The organism is Streptomyces sp. NPDC093261, from assembly GCF_044753645.1.
GTDB lineage: Bacteria > Actinomycetota > Actinomycetes > Streptomycetales > Streptomycetaceae > Streptomyces.
This window is the reverse complement of the sequence record NZ_JBIVNO010000002.1, coordinates 345,320-362,157: the sequence shown is the minus strand read 5'-3', so window position 1 is coordinate 362,157 and position 16,838 is coordinate 345,320. Positions and strand designations below refer to the sequence as shown.

At 70.4% G+C, this 16,838-nt stretch carries 16 protein-coding genes; 4 read left to right on the top strand and 12 right to left on the bottom strand.

Going from position 1 to position 16,838, the window contains the following annotated elements:
* Window positions 1-3 precede the first annotated feature (3 nt).
* The 3 genes from ACIP94_RS08060 to ACIP94_RS08050 all read left to right on the top strand — a co-directional run bounded on the left by ACIP94_RS08060 (window position 4) and on the right by ACIP94_RS08050 (window position 3,655).
* Window positions 4-1,275: an MFS transporter gene (locus tag ACIP94_RS08060; RefSeq protein WP_402421156.1), complete on the top strand. Its 1,272-nt coding sequence runs from the start codon at window positions 4-6 to the stop codon at window positions 1,273-1,275.
* 117 nt (window positions 1,276-1,392) lie between these two features.
* Window positions 1,393-2,538 carry a DNA polymerase III subunit beta gene (dnaN, locus tag ACIP94_RS08055; RefSeq protein WP_402421153.1) on the top strand — a complete coding sequence of 382 codons (1,146 nt, stop codon included), beginning with the start codon at window positions 1,393-1,395 and terminating at the stop codon, window positions 2,536-2,538.
* A 109-nt stretch (window positions 2,539-2,647) separates the two neighbouring features.
* Window positions 2,648-3,655, top strand: a complete 1,008-nt coding sequence (locus tag ACIP94_RS08050) for a sigma-70 family RNA polymerase sigma factor (RefSeq protein WP_402421150.1) — start codon at window positions 2,648-2,650, stop codon at window positions 3,653-3,655.
* Here ACIP94_RS08050 and ACIP94_RS08045 read toward each other — a convergent pair.
* The 10 genes from ACIP94_RS08045 to ACIP94_RS08000 form a co-directional block, all read right to left on the bottom strand.
* Complete coding sequence (locus ACIP94_RS08045; protein ID WP_402421147.1) at window positions 3,548-3,934, bottom strand: STAS domain-containing protein; 387 nt, start codon at window positions 3,932-3,934, stop codon at window positions 3,548-3,550. The two genes, ACIP94_RS08050 and ACIP94_RS08045, sit on opposite strands and share 108 nt — an antisense overlap.
* Before the next feature lie 25 nt (window positions 3,935-3,959).
* Window positions 3,960-4,544: a Uma2 family endonuclease gene (locus ACIP94_RS08040; protein ID WP_402421145.1), complete on the bottom strand. Its 585-nt coding sequence runs from the start codon at window positions 4,542-4,544 to the stop codon at window positions 3,960-3,962.
* Between the two features lie 97 nt (window positions 4,545-4,641).
* Window positions 4,642-5,925: a thymidine phosphorylase gene (locus ACIP94_RS08035; protein ID WP_402421142.1), complete on the bottom strand. Its 1,284-nt coding sequence runs from the start codon at window positions 5,923-5,925 to the stop codon at window positions 4,642-4,644.
* A 70-nt stretch (window positions 5,926-5,995) separates the two neighbouring features.
* Window positions 5,996-6,397, bottom strand: coding sequence for a cytidine deaminase (locus tag ACIP94_RS08030; RefSeq protein ID WP_402421139.1), 402 nt, complete (start codon window positions 6,395-6,397; stop codon window positions 5,996-5,998).
* A complete protein-coding gene (locus ACIP94_RS08025) occupies window positions 6,394-7,656 on the bottom strand; it encodes an ABC transporter permease (RefSeq protein ID WP_402421137.1) in 1,263 nt (420 codons plus the stop codon). Before ACIP94_RS08025 ends, ACIP94_RS08030 begins: the two co-directional genes overlap by 4 nt.
* The gene (locus tag ACIP94_RS08020) at window positions 7,656-8,780 is read right to left on the bottom strand and encodes an ABC transporter permease (protein ID WP_402421134.1); all 1,125 of its coding nucleotides are present in this window, start codon (window positions 8,778-8,780) and stop codon (window positions 7,656-7,658) included. Before ACIP94_RS08020 ends, ACIP94_RS08025 begins: the two co-directional genes overlap by 1 nt.
* Window positions 8,777-10,459, bottom strand: a complete 1,683-nt coding sequence (locus ACIP94_RS08015; protein ID WP_402421739.1) for an ABC transporter ATP-binding protein — start codon at window positions 10,457-10,459, stop codon at window positions 8,777-8,779. Before ACIP94_RS08015 ends, ACIP94_RS08020 begins: the two co-directional genes overlap by 4 nt.
* A 212-nt stretch (window positions 10,460-10,671) precedes the next feature.
* Entirely contained in the window at window positions 10,672-11,721 is a 1,050-nt protein-coding gene (locus ACIP94_RS08010; RefSeq protein WP_402421131.1) for a BMP family protein, read from the bottom strand.
* Between the two features lie 428 nt (window positions 11,722-12,149).
* The gene (locus ACIP94_RS08005; RefSeq protein ID WP_402421129.1) at window positions 12,150-13,184 is read right to left on the bottom strand and encodes a BMP family protein; all 1,035 of its coding nucleotides are present in this window, start codon (window positions 13,182-13,184) and stop codon (window positions 12,150-12,152) included.
* A gap of 477 nt (window positions 13,185-13,661) precedes the next feature.
* Window positions 13,662-14,882 carry an amidohydrolase gene (locus ACIP94_RS08000; protein WP_402421127.1) on the bottom strand — a complete coding sequence of 407 codons (1,221 nt, stop codon included), beginning with the start codon at window positions 14,880-14,882 and terminating at the stop codon, window positions 13,662-13,664.
* A gap of 467 nt (window positions 14,883-15,349) precedes the next feature.
* On the opposite strand from ACIP94_RS08000, the gene ACIP94_RS07995 reads away from it, so the two are divergent.
* Window positions 15,350-16,033, top strand: a complete 684-nt coding sequence (locus ACIP94_RS07995; RefSeq protein WP_402421124.1) for a class I SAM-dependent DNA methyltransferase — start codon at window positions 15,350-15,352, stop codon at window positions 16,031-16,033.
* A 94-nt stretch (window positions 16,034-16,127) separates the two neighbouring features.
* On the opposite strand, the gene ACIP94_RS07990 is transcribed toward ACIP94_RS07995, so the two are convergent.
* Window positions 16,128-16,400 carry a hypothetical protein gene (locus tag ACIP94_RS07990; RefSeq protein ID WP_402421122.1) on the bottom strand — a complete coding sequence of 91 codons (273 nt, stop codon included), beginning with the start codon at window positions 16,398-16,400 and terminating at the stop codon, window positions 16,128-16,130.
* 1 nt (window position 16,401) lies between these two features.
* Window positions 16,402-16,668, bottom strand: coding sequence for a hypothetical protein (locus ACIP94_RS07985; protein ID WP_402421119.1), 267 nt, complete (start codon window positions 16,666-16,668; stop codon window positions 16,402-16,404).
* Between the last annotated feature and the right edge of the window lie 170 nt (window positions 16,669-16,838).

Sequence of the window (16,838 nt, the reverse complement as noted above, 5' to 3'; positions counted from 1 at the left end):
GACATGCCTGCCGCCGATACCGGGGCGTCCACCACCGTGGGCGCCGACACCGTGACCGCCCCCACCGACACCTCCCGTCTGACCCCGGGTGGCCCCGGCTACCGCCGCATGAGCCTCGCCCTCTTCCTCGCCGGGGTCGCGACCTTCGCTCTCCTCTACTCCACGCAGGCACTGCTGCCGCTCGTCTCCCGCGACTTCGGGGCGACGGCGAGCGCGGCGAGCTGGACGGTGTCGGCGGCCACCGGTGGGCTGGCGCTGTTCGTCCTTCCCATGAGCGCGCTCTCCGAGCGGTTCGGGCGGCGGACGCTGATGACGGCGTCGCTGGCGGTCGCCGTGACCGTGGGGCTGCTGGTCCCGTTCGCCCCGTCGCTCGGCGCGCTGATCGCGCTGCGCGCGGTCCAGGGCGCGGCGCTGGCCGGGCTGCCCGCGTCGGCGACCGCGTATCTGGCCGAGGAGGTCAGCCCCAAGGCGCTGATCACGGCGATCGGCCTGTTCGTGGCCGGCAACAGCGTCGGCGGGATGAGCGGCCGGGTCATCACCGGCTGGGTCGCGCAGGAGTGGGGCTGGCGGGTCTCCGTCGGCACGATCGGGGTGATCGCGGTGGCGTGCGCGGTCGCCTTCCGGCTGCTGCTGCCGGCGCCGAAGCACTTCACGCCGGGGTCGCTGCGCCCGCGGGTGATGGCCCGCACGGTACGCGGCCACCTGGCCAACCCGCTGCTGCGCCGGCTCTACGCGATCGGCGCGCTGTTCATGATGGTGTTCGGCGGTGTCTACACCGTGATCGGCTACCGCCTGACGGAGCAGCCGTTCGGGCTGCCGCAGGGCATCATCGGCTCGATCTTCCTGGTGTACCTGGTGGGCACGGTGTCCGCGTCGACCGCGGGCCGGCTGGTGAGCCGCCTGGGCCGCCGCGGGGCGCTCTATCTGGCGGGCGGCACCACGACGGCGGGCCTGCTGCTCTCCCTGACCTCCACCCTGCCGCTGGTCCTGCTGGGCCTGGTCCTGATCACGGCGGGCTTCTTCGCGGGCCACGCGGTGGCGTCGTCGGCGGTCAGCCACACGGCGCAGCAGGGCCGCGCCCAGGCCTCCGCGCTGTACCAGTCGTCGTACTACCTCGGCTCCAGCACGGGCAGCACGGTCGGCGCGATGGCGTTCCACGCGGCAGGCTGGTCCGGGACGGTGGGCATGGGCGTGCTGGCGGTGCTCGGCGTCGTGACGATCACGGTGTTCGGCTCCCGGGCGGCCCGCGCCGAGCGGCGACTCGCCGCGGCCTGAGTCCAGGGCGGGGCCCGATCCCGCCTGCCTCGCGATCCCCCTGGTCGGCCCCGGTTGTCAGTCGTCGCGTATAGCGTCCACGCGCACGCGTCAACTGGACCGAGCAGGGGGTTCTTCATGGAGTTTCGGGTCGACCGAGGAGTCCTCGCCGAGGCGGTGGGGTGGGCGGGCCGGGTGCTGCCCGCGCGGACGCCGGTGCCGGTGCTGGGCGGGCTGCTGCTGGAGGCGACGGCGGGACGGCTGACCGTGTCGGCGTTCGACTTCGAGACGGCCGCGCGGATCGGGACGGAGGCGGAGACGGCGGCGGACGGGCAGGTGCTCGTCCTGGGCCGCCGGCTGCTGGACATCTGCCGGGTGCTGCCGGACGGTCCGGTGAGCTGCGGAGTGGAGGGGACACGGTTCACGGTCGAGGCGGGCGGTACGCGTTTCGGGCTGTCGACGTTGCCGCGCGAGGAGTACCCGCCGCTGCCGGTGTCTCCCGAACCCTGCGGAAGCGTGGACGCCGCCGCCTTCGCGACCGCCGTGAGCCAGGTCGCCGTGGCCGCGGGCCGCGACGACACCCTTCCCGCGCTCACCGGGGTGCGGCTGCGCCTGGACGGCGACACGATGACGCTGGCCGCCTCCGACCGGTACCGGTACGCCGTACGACGGCTGGGGTGGAAGCCCGAGGCCGCGGCGTCCGGCGGCACGGCGGAGGCGCTGCTGCCCGCCCGCCGGCTGCTCGACGTCGCGCGATCGCTGGCCCGTACCGGCCGGGTGCGGATCGGTCTGGCCCCCTCGGGCGGGGGGCCGATCGGCTTCGAGGGCGGCGGCATGCGGGCGGCGGTGCGCCCGCTGGAGGGCAGGCTGCCGGGGTACGGATCGCTGTTCGACGTGACGGGGGCCGCGGTCGCCGAGGCGGAGTGCGGGGCACTGGCGGAGGCGGTGCGACGGGTCGCGGTGGTGGCGGAGGCGAACAGTCCGGTGCGGCTGGACTTCACGGCCGGCGGATCCGTGCTGCTGAGAGCCGGGTACGGGGACGACATCGCCGCGCAGCGGCTGCCGGCCGAACTGCACGGTGCCGCCGAGATGTCCGTGGCCTTCAATCCCGGGTATCTGCTGGACGCGCTGGCCTCCTTCGCGTCGCCGCGCGTCCGGATGGAGCTGCTGGGGCCGGGACAGCGGGCGCTGCTCACGGGAGTGCCGGCCGAGGGTTCCGCCGTCGCGGACGGGCCGGAGGCGGTCCACCGCCATCTGCTCATGTCCGTGAAGCAGTTGGTCTGACCTGGGCTTTCGCGTGACCCGGGGGCCGTTGTCAGTGGGCTGGGGTAGCTTCCGAAGGGCTGGGGCGCGATGGTGCGCCACAGGATCGGCCACGTGGGGTGGGTGGACCATGAGTGACGGCACGGCGACGGCGGACGACCTCGGCATCCGGCTGGAGAAGCACAGGACCGAACTGACGGGCTACTGCTACCGGATGCTCGGCTCCTCCTTCGAGGCCGAGGACGCGGTGCAGGACACGATGGTCCGCGCCTGGCGGAGCTACGAGAAGTTCGAGGGCCGCTCCTCGCTCCGCTCCTGGCTGTACCGGATCGCGACGAACGTCTGCCTGGACATGCTGAGCGCGGGCAGCCGGCGCGCCCGTCCGATGGATCTGACCGAGTCCACACCCCTCGCCCGGGCGGCCCTCTGCCCGCGCCCGGACAGCACCTGGCTGGAGCCGATGCCCGACGCGCGCGTCCTGCCGACGACCGGCGACCCGGCGGAGGCGGCGGTCGCCAAGGAGTCGGTCCGTCTGGCCTTCATGGCGGCCCTCCAGCAGCTGCCCGCCAAGCAGCGCGCGGTGCTCATCCTGCGGGAGGTGCTGGCCTGGCGGGCGAGCGAGGTCGCCGAGCTGCTCGACACCTCGGTCGCCTCGGTCAACAGCGCGTTGCAGCGGGCGCGTGCGACGCTGGCGGAGCGGGCGGGTGAGGGCGTCGACGCCGCCGTGTCGGACCCCTTGGACGCGGAGCAGCAGCGGCTACTGGAGCGCTATGTGGCGGCCTTCGAGGGGTATGACATGGCGGCGCTGACGGCCCTGCTGCACGAGGACGCGGTGATGACGATGCCGCCATTCGACCTGTGGCTGCGGGGCACGCGGGACATCACCGGTTTCATGACCACGCTCGGCTCGGCCTGCGCGGGCTCCCGTCTGGTGCCGGTCGCGGTCAACGGCCTGCCGGGCTTCGCCCAGTACAAGCCGGACTCCGACACGGGCGGCTTCACGGCCTGGGCGGTCCAGGTCCTGGAGATGTCAGAGGGCAGGATCTCCGGGTTCCACTGCTTCCTCGACACCAAGCGCTGGTTCCCACTGTTCGGCCTGCCCCTCCAGCTCGATGGGGAGAGCGGCAAGCTCGAGTAGCGCGCGGAGAGCGGGCGCCGGGTCGCGCAGCCTGATGCGGCCTCCGGCCCGCCGGGCGGCAAGCTGGAGCCGGGCCAGCGCGTCGACCGCGGCCAGGGTGACGGGCCTGAGGGCCGCGACGTCGCATACGACGACGGCGGCCCCGGTGCCCTCCAGCAGCGCCCGTACGTCCTCGCACAGCGCCGCCACCTCGTCCCGGACGGGGAGGGCGGTCAGATACAGCACCGCTGGCGTTGTCGCGTCCACGCTCGGTAGACGGCCGCCGCACACGGAAGTCATCGGCCGGACGGGCGCGGCGGCATGCCTAGTCGGCGGGGAACTGGCTGGTGTCGAGGGTGAGGTCGAAGGGGGCGGGCAGCGTGATGGTGTCGCCGAATTTGACGGCGGACAGAACTTGGTAGACGTCGCCCTTGGGCTCGCCGTACAGCGTCACGGTGGGAACACCCGTGGCCCATCGGTCGACGAGCAGGTAGAGGGGGATGCCCGCGGTCGCGTAGGCGGCGGGCTTGCTGACGCGGTCGTGGCGGGCGTTGGACCTGGAGGTCACCTCGACGACGAGTTCGGCCAAAGCGGCCGGGATATGGGTGTCCGCTTCCGTGCACTCCGGCACCGGGGCCACCACAAGGTCCGGGATAAGCATGCCCAGACGCGAGGGGACGGCGATGGCCAGTGTCTGGTACACGCCCCAGTCATCGGGAATCACAGAGTAAAGGCGACGCTGAATGCGTTCCGCGATCACATTGTGACGGGACGCGGGAGCGGGTGACACGGTGACGACCCCTTCGATGATCTCCACCTTGCTGCCCTCGGGCCATTCCATCTCCTCCCAGAACCGGACGAGGTCGTCCCAGTTCTGATCGGGGTCCTGGCTCACGGTGAGTGCGCTCATGGCGGTGTCTCCCATCGGTGCGTCACCGATCCCAGCATGCCGAACGGGACCGGTGGCGGTCCACCGATCCCGTTCACCCGAACGAGGAAAGCCCACGTCAGGCGATACGTTCCAGCACCACCGGCGAGGCGGTGAAGTCCGTGCCCGGGGCCGCCACGTCGTACGACCCCTCGATCGACTGGAGCGCGTACTCGAAGCGCTCGGGGGTGTCCGTGTGCAGGGTCAGCAGCGGCTGGCCCGCCGTCACGGTGTCGCCCGGCTTGGCGTGCATCTCGACGCCCGCCGCGGCCTGCACCGGGTCCTCCTTGCGGGCGCGGCCCGCGCCGAGGCGCCAGGCGGCGACACCGATGTCGTAGGCGTCGAGCCGGGTCAGAACGCCCGAGGCCGGGGCCTTCACCACGTGCTGTTCCCTCGACGTCGGCAGTGTCGCGTCCGGGTCGCCGCCCTGGGCCGCGATCATCCGGCGCCAGACGTCCATCGCCGAGCCGTCGGCCAGCGCCTTCGCCGGGTCCGCGTCCTTCACGCCGGCCGCGTCCAGCATCTCGCGCGCCAGGGCGATCGTCAGCTCCACCACGTCCGCCGGACCGCCGCCCGCGAGGACCTCCACCGACTCACGGACCTCCAGCGCGTTGCCGGCCGTCAGACCCAGGGGCGTGGACATGTCGGTGAGCAGCGCCACCGTCTTCACACCGTGGTCCGTGCCGAGACCCACCATCGTGGACGCCAGCTCCCGGGCGTCCTCGATCGTCTTCATGAAGGCGCCCGAGCCGACCTTGACGTCCAGGACCAGCGAGCCCGTGCCCTCCGCGATCTTCTTCGACATGATCGAGGAGGCGATCAGGGGGATCGCCTCGACCGTGCCGGTGACATCGCGCAGCGCGTAGAGCTTCTTGTCGGCGGGGGCCAGGCCGTCGCCCGCCGCGCAGATCACCGCACCCGTCGTGTCGAGGACGTGCAGCATCTCCTCGTTCGACAGCAGGGCGCGCCAGCCGGGGATCGACTCCAGCTTGTCCAGGGTGCCGCCGGTGTGGCCGAGGCCGCGGCCGGACAGCTGCGGGACGGCCGCGCCGCAGGCGGCGACCAGCGGCGCCAGCGGAAGGGTGATCTTGTCGCCGACGCCACCGGTCGAGTGCTTGTCGGCCGTCGGACGGGACAGCGACGAGAAGTCCATCCGCTCGCCGGAGGCGATCATGGCGGCGGTCCAGCGGGCGATCTCACGGCGGTTCATGCCGTTGAGCAGGATGGCCATCGCAAGCGCGGACATCTGCTCGTCGGCGACCTCGCCCCGCGTGTACGCGTCGATGACCCAGTCGATCTGCTCGTCGCTGAGCTCACCGCGGTCCCGCTTGGTGCGGATGACGGAGATGGCGTCCATGGCCATGGTTTCCTTCCGAAGGTCCGAAGGTGTGCGGCCCCCTGAGCCGGGGTCGACTCGGGGGGCCGCACGGGAGTTACTTGGTGAGATGGTCCGGGCCGAACGCCTGGGGAAGCATCTCCGACAGCGGCAGGATGCCCGCCGGGGTCTCCAGGAGCAGATCCGGGCCGCCGAACTCGTACAGCAGCTGGCGGCAGCGGCCGCACGGCACGAGGATGTCGCCGTTGCCGTCGACGCAGGTGAAGTGCGTCAGCCGGCCGCCCCCGGTGTTCTGGAGCTGGGAGACGAGTCCGCACTCCGCACACAGGCCGAGGCCGTAGGAGGCGTTCTCGACATTACAGCCGGTGACGACTCGTCCGTCGTCGACCAGGGCCGCGACACCGACCGGGTAGCCCGAGTAGGGGGCGTACGCGCGGGCCATCGCCGTGCGCGCCTGCTCCCGCAGGGCTTCCCAGTCGACCGTGACGGGCGGGGTCACTTGCCCTGTCCCTTCCGGTACGGCAGGCCGTCCGCCTTCGGCATCCGCAGGCTCTGCGCGGACAGTGAGAGCACCAGCAGCGTGACGAGGTACGGGGTCGCGGTCACGAGCTGCGCGGGGACCTCCCTGGTGGTCGAGTACCAGACGAAGAGCAGCGCCGCGATCACGGCGGTGATCACCGCGGGGACGTACCGCTTCTTCCAGGCGAGGTAGGCCGCGCCGAACACCACCAGGATCCCGAGCAGCAGGATCAGGGCGTGCACGTTGGTGGTACCGCCACGCAGGTTCAGGCTGTCGGTGTAGCCGAACAGGCCCGCGCCGAGGGCGAGTCCGCCCGGCATCCAGTTACCGAAGATCATCGCGGCGAGACCGATGTAACCGCGGCCGGCGGTCTGGCCGTCCAGGTACACGTTCGACGCCACGATCGACAGGAACGCCCCGCCGAGGCCCGCGAAGCCACCCGAGATGATCACGGCGATGTACTTGTACTTGTACACGTTGACGCCGAGGGACTCCGCCGCCACCGGGTTCTCACCGCAGGAGCGCAGCCGCAGGCCGAAGGCCGTGCGCCACAGCACCCACCAGGTGACCGGGACGAGCGCTACCGCGATCACGGTGAGCGGGGACAGGTCGGTGACCAGACCGCCGATCAGGCCCCCGATGTCGGAGACCAGGAACCAGTGCTTCTGGTTGAGGGTGTCCAGGGCGCTGGACAGGCCCGGGATGTCGAAGGTGCCGAGCGAGTCGATCGGCGGGGACTGCTTGGAGGAGCCCTGGGGCGCGTTCTCGAAGGTGAACTTCGACAGATAGCGGGTGGTGCCGAGGGCCAGGATGTTGATCGCCACACCGGAGACGATGTGGTTCACGTTGAAGGTGACGGTGGCGATGGCGTGCAGGACGGCGCCGAGCGCACCGCCGATGATGCCGAAGACCACACCGGTCCACGGGCCCCACTGGTAGCCGGCCCAGGCACCGAACCAGGTGCCGAGGATCATCATGCCCTCGAGGCCGATGTTGACGACGCCGGAACGCTCGGCCCACAGGCCGCCGAGGCCCGCGAGGCCGATCGGCACGGCCAGGCGCAGCGCCGTGGACATCTGGCCGGTCGAGGTGATGCCGTCCGCGCCGGTGATCAGCCGGACGATCGAGGTCAGGACCAGTACACCGGCGATGATCAGCAGGAGTACCGGGAGCGACATACGGCGGCTGCCCTTGCCGGGCTGCTGCGCCTTCGGCTTGGCGACGGTCGCGGTGGTCATCAGGCAGCCACCTCCTTCTTGTGCGAGTTGTTGTTGGCCTGGGCGGCCAGCTCCGCGCCCACCCGCTTCTGCTGGCGGCGCAGGCCCCACTGGCGTACGGCCTCGTACGAGATGACGACCGCGAAGACGATGAGGCCCTGCATGATCGTGGCGATCTCCTTCTCGTACGCCACCGGGGTCGCGTAGTCGAGGGCGGGGGACGCCTTGTCCAGGAAGGCGATCAGCAGCGCGGCGAAGGCGATGCCGACCGGGTTGTTGCGGCCGAGCAGGGCGATGGTGATGCCGGTGAAGCCGAGACCCGTCGGGAAGCTCAGGCTGTAGGTGTGGGCGTCGCCGAGCAGCAGCGGCAGGCCGGAAAGACCCGCGACCGCGCCGGAGATCAGCATCGCGGTGAGGACCATCTTCTTGGCGTCGACACCGGAGGCCGCGGCGGCGGTCTCGGAGGCGCCGGTGGCGCGCAGGTCGAAGCCGAAGCGGGTGCGGTTGAGGACGAGCCAGTACAGGATGCCCGCGACGACCGCGAGGAAGACCAGGCCGTAGATCTCACCGACGTCGGAGCCCATGTTGATGCCCGGGAACCAGCCGGACTTCTTCATGATGCCGGTCGTCATGTTGTTGCCGACCTGCACACCCCAGACGTTGGAGAGGGTGAGGTAGCCGATGAGGCTGGTGGCGATGGCGTTGAGCATGATCGTCGCGACGACCTCGCTCACACCCCGGGTGGTCTTCAGGACGCCCGCCACACCGGCCCAGAACGCGCCGGTGAACATGGCGACGAGCATGAGCACCGGGATCTGGAGGAAGGACGGCAGCGCGAGGTGCGCGCCCACGACGGCGGTCATCATCGCGGCGAGGCGGTACTGGCCGTCGACGCCGATGTTGAACAGGTTCATGCGGAAGCCGATGGCCACCGCGAGCGCCGCCAGGTAGTACATCGACGCCTGGTTGATGATCAGCACCTGGACGTCGGAGAACGTCGCCTGCTCGATCATCAGCCGGTACGGCTCGAACGGGTTCTTGCCGGAGGCGATCAGCACGATCGAGGTGAGCAGGATCGCCGAGACGAGCGCGATGACCGGACCGGCCACCGCGAGGAGCACCCGCTCCTTGTCGAACTTCTTCATCGGGCGTCGTCCTCCGGGCCTGCGTCTGCGTCGCCTTCAGTGGCGTTTTCTACGTGCTCCAGGTGACCGGACGCGGCACCCGTCATGGCCGAGCCCAGTTCCTCCGGAGTGATGGTGGCGGGGTCGGCGTCGGCGACCAGCCGGCCGTTGTAGATCACCCGCAGGGTGTCGGAGAGGCCGATCAGCTCGTCCAGGTCGGCGGAGATCAGCAGCACGGCCAGGCCCTCGCGGCGGGCCGCGCGGATCTGGTCCCAGATCTGTGCCTGCGCGCCGACGTCCACACCACGGGTGGGGTGGGCGGCGATCAGGAACTTCGGGTTGTGGCTCATCTCGCGGCCGACGATCAGCTTCTGCTGGTTGCCGCCGGAGAGGGAGGCGGCGGTGACGTCGATGCCGGGCGTGCGGACGTCGTACTCCTTGACGATCCGCCGGGTGTCCTCCTGGGCGCCCTTGGGGTCGAGCCAGAAGCCCTTGGCGTTGGGGCGCTCGGTGACATGGCCGAGGATGCGGTTCTCCCACAGCGGGGCCTCGAGGAGGAGGCCGTGGCGGTGGCGGTCCTCGGGGATGTAGCCGACGCCCTGCTCGCGGCGCTTGCGGGTGGGCCAGCCGGTGATGTCGTCACCGAGGAAGGCGATGGAACCGGAGTCGGCGTTGCGCAGGCCGATCAGCGCGTCGATCAGCTCGGTCTGGCCGTTGCCCTCGACACCGGCGATGCCCATGACCTCACCGGCGTGGATGGTGAAGGTGACATCGTCGAGGACGCGGCGCACAGCCGCCCCGCTCTCGGCCGTCGTCTCGGTGAGCAGGCCGGTGGAGGCGGGTTCGCCGAGTTCGCCCAGCGAGGGGCCGCCGCTCGCGCGGATGGTGAGGCCCTTGACCTCGATCACCGGCCGGTCCGTCACCGTCGACTCCGCGGTCTCCGGAGTGGGCAGCTCGCTGCCGACCATCAGCTCGGCGAGCTGGCGGGGGGTCGTCTCGGAGGGCACGGCGGTTCCGACCGTCGTGCCGCGCCTTATGACGGTGATGTCGTCGGCGACCGACAGGACCTCGCCCAGCTTGTGGGAGATGAAGATGACGGACAGGCCCTCGGACTTCAGCTCGCGCAGATTGTCGAAGAGCGCGTCGACCTCCTGCGGCACGAGCACGGCGGTCGGCTCGTCGAGGATGAGGGTCCTGGCGCCGCGGTAGAGGACCTTGAGGATCTCGACGCGCTGGCGGTCGGCGACACCGAGGTCCTCGACCAGGACGTCGGGGCGCACACCGAGGCCGTATCGCTCGGAGATCTCCTTGATCTTCTTACGGGCGCCGCCGCCGATGCCGTAGAGCTTCTCGCTGCCCAGGACCACGTTCTCCAGGACCGTGAGGTTGTCGGCGAGCATGAAGTGCTGGTGGACCATGCCGATGCCGCGGGCGATGGCGTCGCCGGGGCTGTTGAAGGTCACCTGCTCGCCGTCGACGGTGATCGTGCCCTCGTCCGGCTTCTGCATGCCGTAGAGGATCTTCATCAGCGTCGACTTGCCGGCGCCGTTCTCGCCGACGAGGGCGTGCACGGTGCCCTTGCGGACGGTCAGATGGATGTCGTGGTTGGCGACGACACCGGGGAAACGTTTGGTGATCCCCGCCAGCTCGACCGCGGTCGTGGACGGTGCGGTGAGCGGAGGGCTGCTGGACGCGTCGATGGCGCACTCTCCTTGGGAAAGGGGCCGCTCTACGCGCGTAGCGCCCCTGCTTTAAATAGTGCTCGAACCTGATCACTTTCGATCCGCTCCGAGCATTCTGCCGCGCGAACGGGGCGCGAGTCGGTCATCCTTCCCGCGCCCCGTTCCGTGGCCGTAACGCTGCCATTACAGCGCCTTTTTGGCCATGCCTCCGGTCGGCTGCGATCGTCCGGTCAGGAGGTCTTGACCTTGATCGAGCCGTCCTTGATGCCCTGCTCGGCCTTCTTCAGGGCGGCCTGGAGGTCGGCGTTGTTCTTGAACACCGGGTTGGAGTCGGCGAGGCCGACACCGTCGTTGGCGAGGCTGCCGCGGATCTCACCGGTCAGCGGCTTGTGGTCCTTGATGACGGACTTGGCGAGGTCGTACACCGCACCGGAGACGTTCTTGAGCGCCGAGGTGAGGATGTAGTTCTTGTACGACGCCAGCGCGCTCTGGCTGTACTGGTCGGAGTCGACACCGATCGCCCACACCTTGTGCGCGGCGGCGGCCTTGATGACGCCCTGACCGGACAGGCCGGCGGCGTGGTAGATCACGTCGGCACCGGCGTCGATCTGGCCGTTCGCGGCGCTCTCACCCTTGTCGGGGCTGGCGAAGCCGCCCTCCTGGGGGGTCTGCGTCAGGAACTGCGTCTCGATCTTGATGTTCGGCTTGACCGACTTGGCACCCTGGATGTAGCCGGCCTCAAACTTGTGGATGAGCGGGATGTCCACGCCACCGACGAAGCCGATGTGGTTCTTCTTGGTGGTCTTGGCGGCGGCGACACCGGCGAGGTAGGAGGACTCCTCCTCGTGGAAGACCAGGTCGGTGACGTTCTTCGCCTGGATGGTGTTGTCGTCGATGATGCCGAAGGTCACCTTCGGGAACTTCGCCGCGACCTCCTTGACGGCCGGCGCGTAGACGAAGCCGACACCGATGACGGGGTTGTAACCCGCCTTGGCGAGCGTCTCCAGACGCTGCACCTTGTCGGCGTCCGTCTCGCCGTCCTGCGGCTCGACGTCCCGGCCGCTGACACCGAAGGCCTTCTCGGCCTTCTGGAAACCGGCGTACGCGGCGTCGTTGAAGGACTGGTCGCCCTTGCCGCCGATGTCGTACGCGAGACCTATGCCCTTGGACTTGCCGCTGCCACCTGCGGACGAGGTGGACGAGCTGCCACAGGCGGATACGGTGACGGCGAGAGCTGCGGTCGCAACTCCCGCGGCGGCGATACGGGACACCCGGCGCATGGAACGTGACTCCTTTGTGCAAGCGCCCATACCAGGCGCTGGTTCCGCGGCAGCGTAACGCGCGTAGACCGGACGGAAAACCCCTTCTGTCCGGTCCGTTATCGAGATGTGGCCACAGACACAGGGCACATTACGGAGAGCGGTGCGGCGCTTGCGAGTGGCAAGGGTGAAGGGGGCCACAGGGAGGGAAGGGGCCCGCGGTGCTGGGGTGAGAGGCGGGAGGAAAGGGACGATTGTGATCGGTGGGGCGGGCCGCACGGAAGCGCTCCGGGCGGACCGGCCCCGCGTCTCGCCCCGTGCAGCGCTCCGCCCCGCCGGAGGGGCTCCGACGGGGCGAAGGTGCGTGGTGCTTTCGGTACTGGCGATGGCCTGTCGGTACGCCGATGGCCTTTCGGTACGCCGATGGCCTGTCGGTGGCGCTTTCCGGCCTACTTCGTGTTGACAGTGACCTTGCCGTCGATGATGTCCTGCTTGGCCTTGTCGACCGCCGCGACGACGTCCTTCATCGCCTGGTACTTCGGGTTGGAGTCCGCGAAGCCGACACCGCCCGACTTGAGGTCGCCGCGCTGCTCACCGGTCAGCGGCTTGCCGTCGACGACCGACTTGGTCAGGTCGTAGACCGCGCCGCCGACGTTCTTCAGGGCCGAGCCGAGGATGTAGTCCTTGTACTTGGCCAGGGCGGTCTGCTGGTACTGGTCGGAGTCGACGCCGATCGCCCACACCTTGTGCGCGGCGGCGGCCTGGATCACACCCTGGCCCGACAGGCCCGCGGCCTGGTAGATCACGTCGGCGCCCGCCTCGATCTGGCCGTTCGCCGCGTCCTTGCCCTTGTCGGGGCTGGAGAAGCCGCCCTCCTGGGGCGTCTGGGTCAGATACTGCGACTCGATCTTGATCTTCGGGTTGACGGACTTGGCGCCCTGGGCGAAGCCCGCCCCGAACTTGTGGATGAGCGGGATGTCCACGCCGCCGATGAACCCGATGTGGTTCTTCTTGGTCGCCTTCGCCGCGGCGACACCGGCCAGATACGAGGACTGCTCCTCGTGGAAGACCAGGTCGGCGACGTTGCTCGCCTGGACCGTGTCGTCGTCGATGATGCCGAAGGTGATCTTCGGGTACTTGGCCGCGACCTCCTTGACGGCGGGCGCGTAGACGAAGCCGACCCCGATGATCGGGTTGTAGCCGGCCTTCGCGAGCTGCTCCAGACGCTGCACCTTGTCGGCGCTGGACTCGCCGTCCTGCGGCTCGATGTCCCGGCCGCCGATCTTGAATTCCTTCTCGGCCTTCTCGAAACCGGCGAAGGCGGCGTCGTTGAAGGACTGGTCGCCCTTGCCGCCGATGTCGTAGGCGAGGCCGATGCCCTTGCCCGAGTAGCCGGACGAATTCTTGCCACCCGAGCTGCCCGTGGACTCGGTGCTGGACTTGCCGCACCCGGCGGCCGCGAGGGCGACGACCGCGACGGTCACCGCAGCTTGGGAGAACCTCGTCCTCCGAGAGATCAGACGCACAGCAAGAACCCCTTCATCCCCACGGCACCGTCACCGGTCCGCTTCCCCAATGCGCCGCCACCGCAGCGATTTCGGCGCACAGTAACGCGCGTAGAAGGGGAGGGGAACGGGGTTTCTCCTGGCCGTTATCGATTCGTGCCGCCATCGGGCCGGGTTGCCGCGCCGCCCGTTACGGCCGGGTCACGCAAGCGGACGAAGGGGGCGAACGGGAGGGCTCCTTTCGGCCATCGGGAAGGGGCCCTCGGGAAGGAGCAGGAGCCCTCGGGAAGCGACCCCCGGGGAGGGGACGTCGGGAAGCGACCCCGGGAAGAGGCCGTCGGGACGGGGACCGTCGGCGAGGGAAGGACAGGGCGGGGCGGGGCGGGAAGCGGGGGGTTGCCCCAGCGGGAGCCCCCCGCGCCGCGGCCCCGTCCCTCCGGCGTCCGCTCCTACTTCCTACTGCTCCACCTCCAGCAGCGCGGCCGCCGTGAACAGCTCCACCCCGACCGTGATCGCGTGCTCGTCCACGTCGAAGTCGCCCTGGTGGAGGTCGCGGACGGTCCGCTCGCCCGGCCGGCGGACGCCGAGACGGGCCATGGCGCCGGGCACATGCTCCAGATACCAGGAGAAGTCCTCGCCGCCGAGGCTCTGCTGGGTGTCCTCGATGGAGTGGATACCGCGGCGCGCGGCCATGGCGTCGTGCAGGAGTTCGGTGACGGCCATGTCGTTGACGACGGGCGGCACTCCGCGCACGTAGTTGATCGCGGACTTCGCCTTGTAGAGGTTCGCGATCTCGTCGATCGCCGCATGGACGACATCCGGCGCGTGCCGCCAGGTGTCGAGATCCAGGCAGCGCACGGTCCCGGCCAGCTCGGCGTGTTGCGGGATGACGTTGCAGGCGTGCCCGGACTCGATGCGCCCCCACGTGACCGAGAGCCCGCTGCGCGCGTCGACGCGGCGCGCGACCAGGCCCGGCACATCCGCCGCGACGCGCGCGACGGCCGTGACGAGGTCGGTGGTGAGGTGCGGGCGCGCGGTGTGGCCGCCCGCACCGGCGAGCGTGACCTCCAGCCGGTCACAGGCGGAGGTGATGGGGCCGTGCCGCAGCCCGATGCGCCCCGCGTCGACCTTCGGGTCGCAGTGCACGGCGATGATCTGTCCGACCCCGTCGAGCGCACCGGCCGCGATCACATCGGTGGCACCGCCCGGCAGGACCTCCTCGGCCGGCTGGAAGATCAGCCGGACCGGCCGCGGCAGCCGGCCCTCGCGGTGCAGCTCGGCGAGGACGAGTCCGGCCCCGAGCACGACCGTGGTGTGCACGTCGTGTCCGCAGGCGTGAGCGCGGTCGGGCACGGTGGACCGGTAGGCGCACTCGGTCTTGGTGTCGGGGATCGGGAGCGCGTCGATGTCTCCGCGCAGCGCGAGGATCGGGCGTACGCCGTCCGGCTCGCCGATGTCACAGATGAGCCCGGTGCCGGCGGGAAGCACACGCGGCGCGAGTCCCGCCTGCTCAAGGCGGGCCTTGATCGCGGCGGTCGTGCGGAACTCCTGGTTACCGAGTTCCGGGTGCATGTGCAGGTCGCGGCGGAAGGCCACGAGTTCGGCACGCAGCAACTCGGGCAGGGAGCCGGGGAGCGCGGTGTCCCCCGGGTGATCGGCCTCGGACTCTCGGGACATCAATTGGTTCACCCTTTGAAGGGTAGGGCGATCGGGCGGCCGTTCTCCCCTCGATCAACAAAACTTCAGCCCGTCAGGGGAAGAAAAACCGGTCGCGCACCGCATAGCCGACGGTGACGATGGGTAAACTCGCCCGTCTTTTCCGGACGATGGGATCCTTGAGGAGGCCGTGAGCGCGTCCGCCGGGGTGACCGCGGAGCCGTCCCGGCCACGCCGACCGGCGCCCGGTGATCCCTGCCCGGGACCGCTCCCGTGTCCGAGCGTCCCACCGGGGAACGCTCGGGGAGCCCGATCCGTTCCCCTCCGCCAGGGGTCCCACGTCACCCTCTCCTCCCTCCGGCCAACCGCCGGGCCACCGTCTCCCACGGGTACCCCGCCACGCCGTCGTCTCCCGCCCCGGTGACAAGCGGATGAACCCTGGGAAGCAGTCCCCGGCGCACCCGCCCCGGTGGGTAGCGTGCGTCAGCGTGAACGCCGAGGAACCGGATTTCCTGCGCACTGCCCGGGCGTCGTACGACGCCATGGCCCCCGACTACGCCGCCCGTGTGCCAGACGGTCTGGCGACCCGGCCCCTGGACCGGGCCCTGGTGACCGCCTTCGCGGACCTGGTGCGGGAGAACGGCCCCGCGCCCGTCGCCGACCTCGGCTGCGGCCTGGGCCATGCCACGGCGCGGCTGGACGCCCTCGGTGTCCCCGTGTTCGGCGTCGACCTGTCCCCGCGCATGGTGGCCCTGGCCCGGCGCACCCATCCGGAGCTGCGGTTCCACGTGGGCACCGTGACGGGCCTGGATCTGCCGCCGGAGACGCTGGGCGGCATCGCCGCGCTGGACGTGGTCGGCCATGTGCCGACGGAGCACCTGCCGGCGGTGTTCACCGAGTTCCAGCGGATCCTGGTGCCCGGCGGCCAGGTCCTGCTGGGATTCCGGGCGGGTACGGACGACCACACCCGCCTCACCGAACGCTTCGGACGCGACATCGAGCTGGACCACTACTGGCACGCCCCGGACACGATCACCCGGCGGCTCGCGGGGGCCGGTCTGCTCGTCCACGCGCGTACGGTCCTCGACCCGGACGAGGACGGGAAGCGGGACCGGGTGTACCTGCTGGCACGCAAGCCGTGGGCCGGTCAGCCGGGACGTCCCGCCGCGTAGTCCGCGATCGGCCGGTCCGCCGAGGCCGCCCGCCACACCGTCCGCCGCCCGTCGCGCAGCCACACCGTCCGCCTCACAGACCCCCGTCCGCCGGTCAGCACCCGGTCAGCACCGCGTCGATCGCGAGGAAAACCAGATAGGCGGTGACGGTGAAGGCCAACGCGCCTGAGAAGGGCGCGAGTTCGCCGTACAGCAGGATCGTGACGCAGATCCCGGAGGCGGCGGCCCCGGTCAGGGCCAGAACGTCCGAACGGGTCGGGCCGCCGATGCGGCGGGGCTGGTCGGGGGCGGGCTCCGGCGGGGTGGCGACAGCCACCGGGACCGGGGCGGTCTCGTCCGCCCCTGCTTCGAGTTCTGCGACGGTCATCTCAGGCCTCGCTCTGTGCACCGGACCGGGAGCGGGCCACGACGGAGGAGGCGGTGAAGTTGACCCCCAGGGTGAGCAGGAACAGCGCCAGGCCCGCTGCCATCAGCGCCGACATGCCGAAGGTGGAGGCGTCTCCGTAGTGCAGGGCGATCAGTGAGGAGACCGAGTTCGAGCCGGTCTGGAGGATGTGCGGCTGGATGACGAAGACCGGCGAGAAGATCAGATAGACCGCGATGGTCTCGCCGAGCGCCCGTCCGAGTCCGAGCATCGTCGCCGATGATGCCGCCCTTGCCGTAGGGCAGGACGACCGAGCGGATCATCCCCCACCGGGTGGCGCCCAGCGCGTACGCGCCCTCGCGCTCGCCGGCCGGGGCCTGGGCGAACACCTCGCGCATCACCGAGCACTGGATCGGCGCGACCATCAGCGCGACGACGATG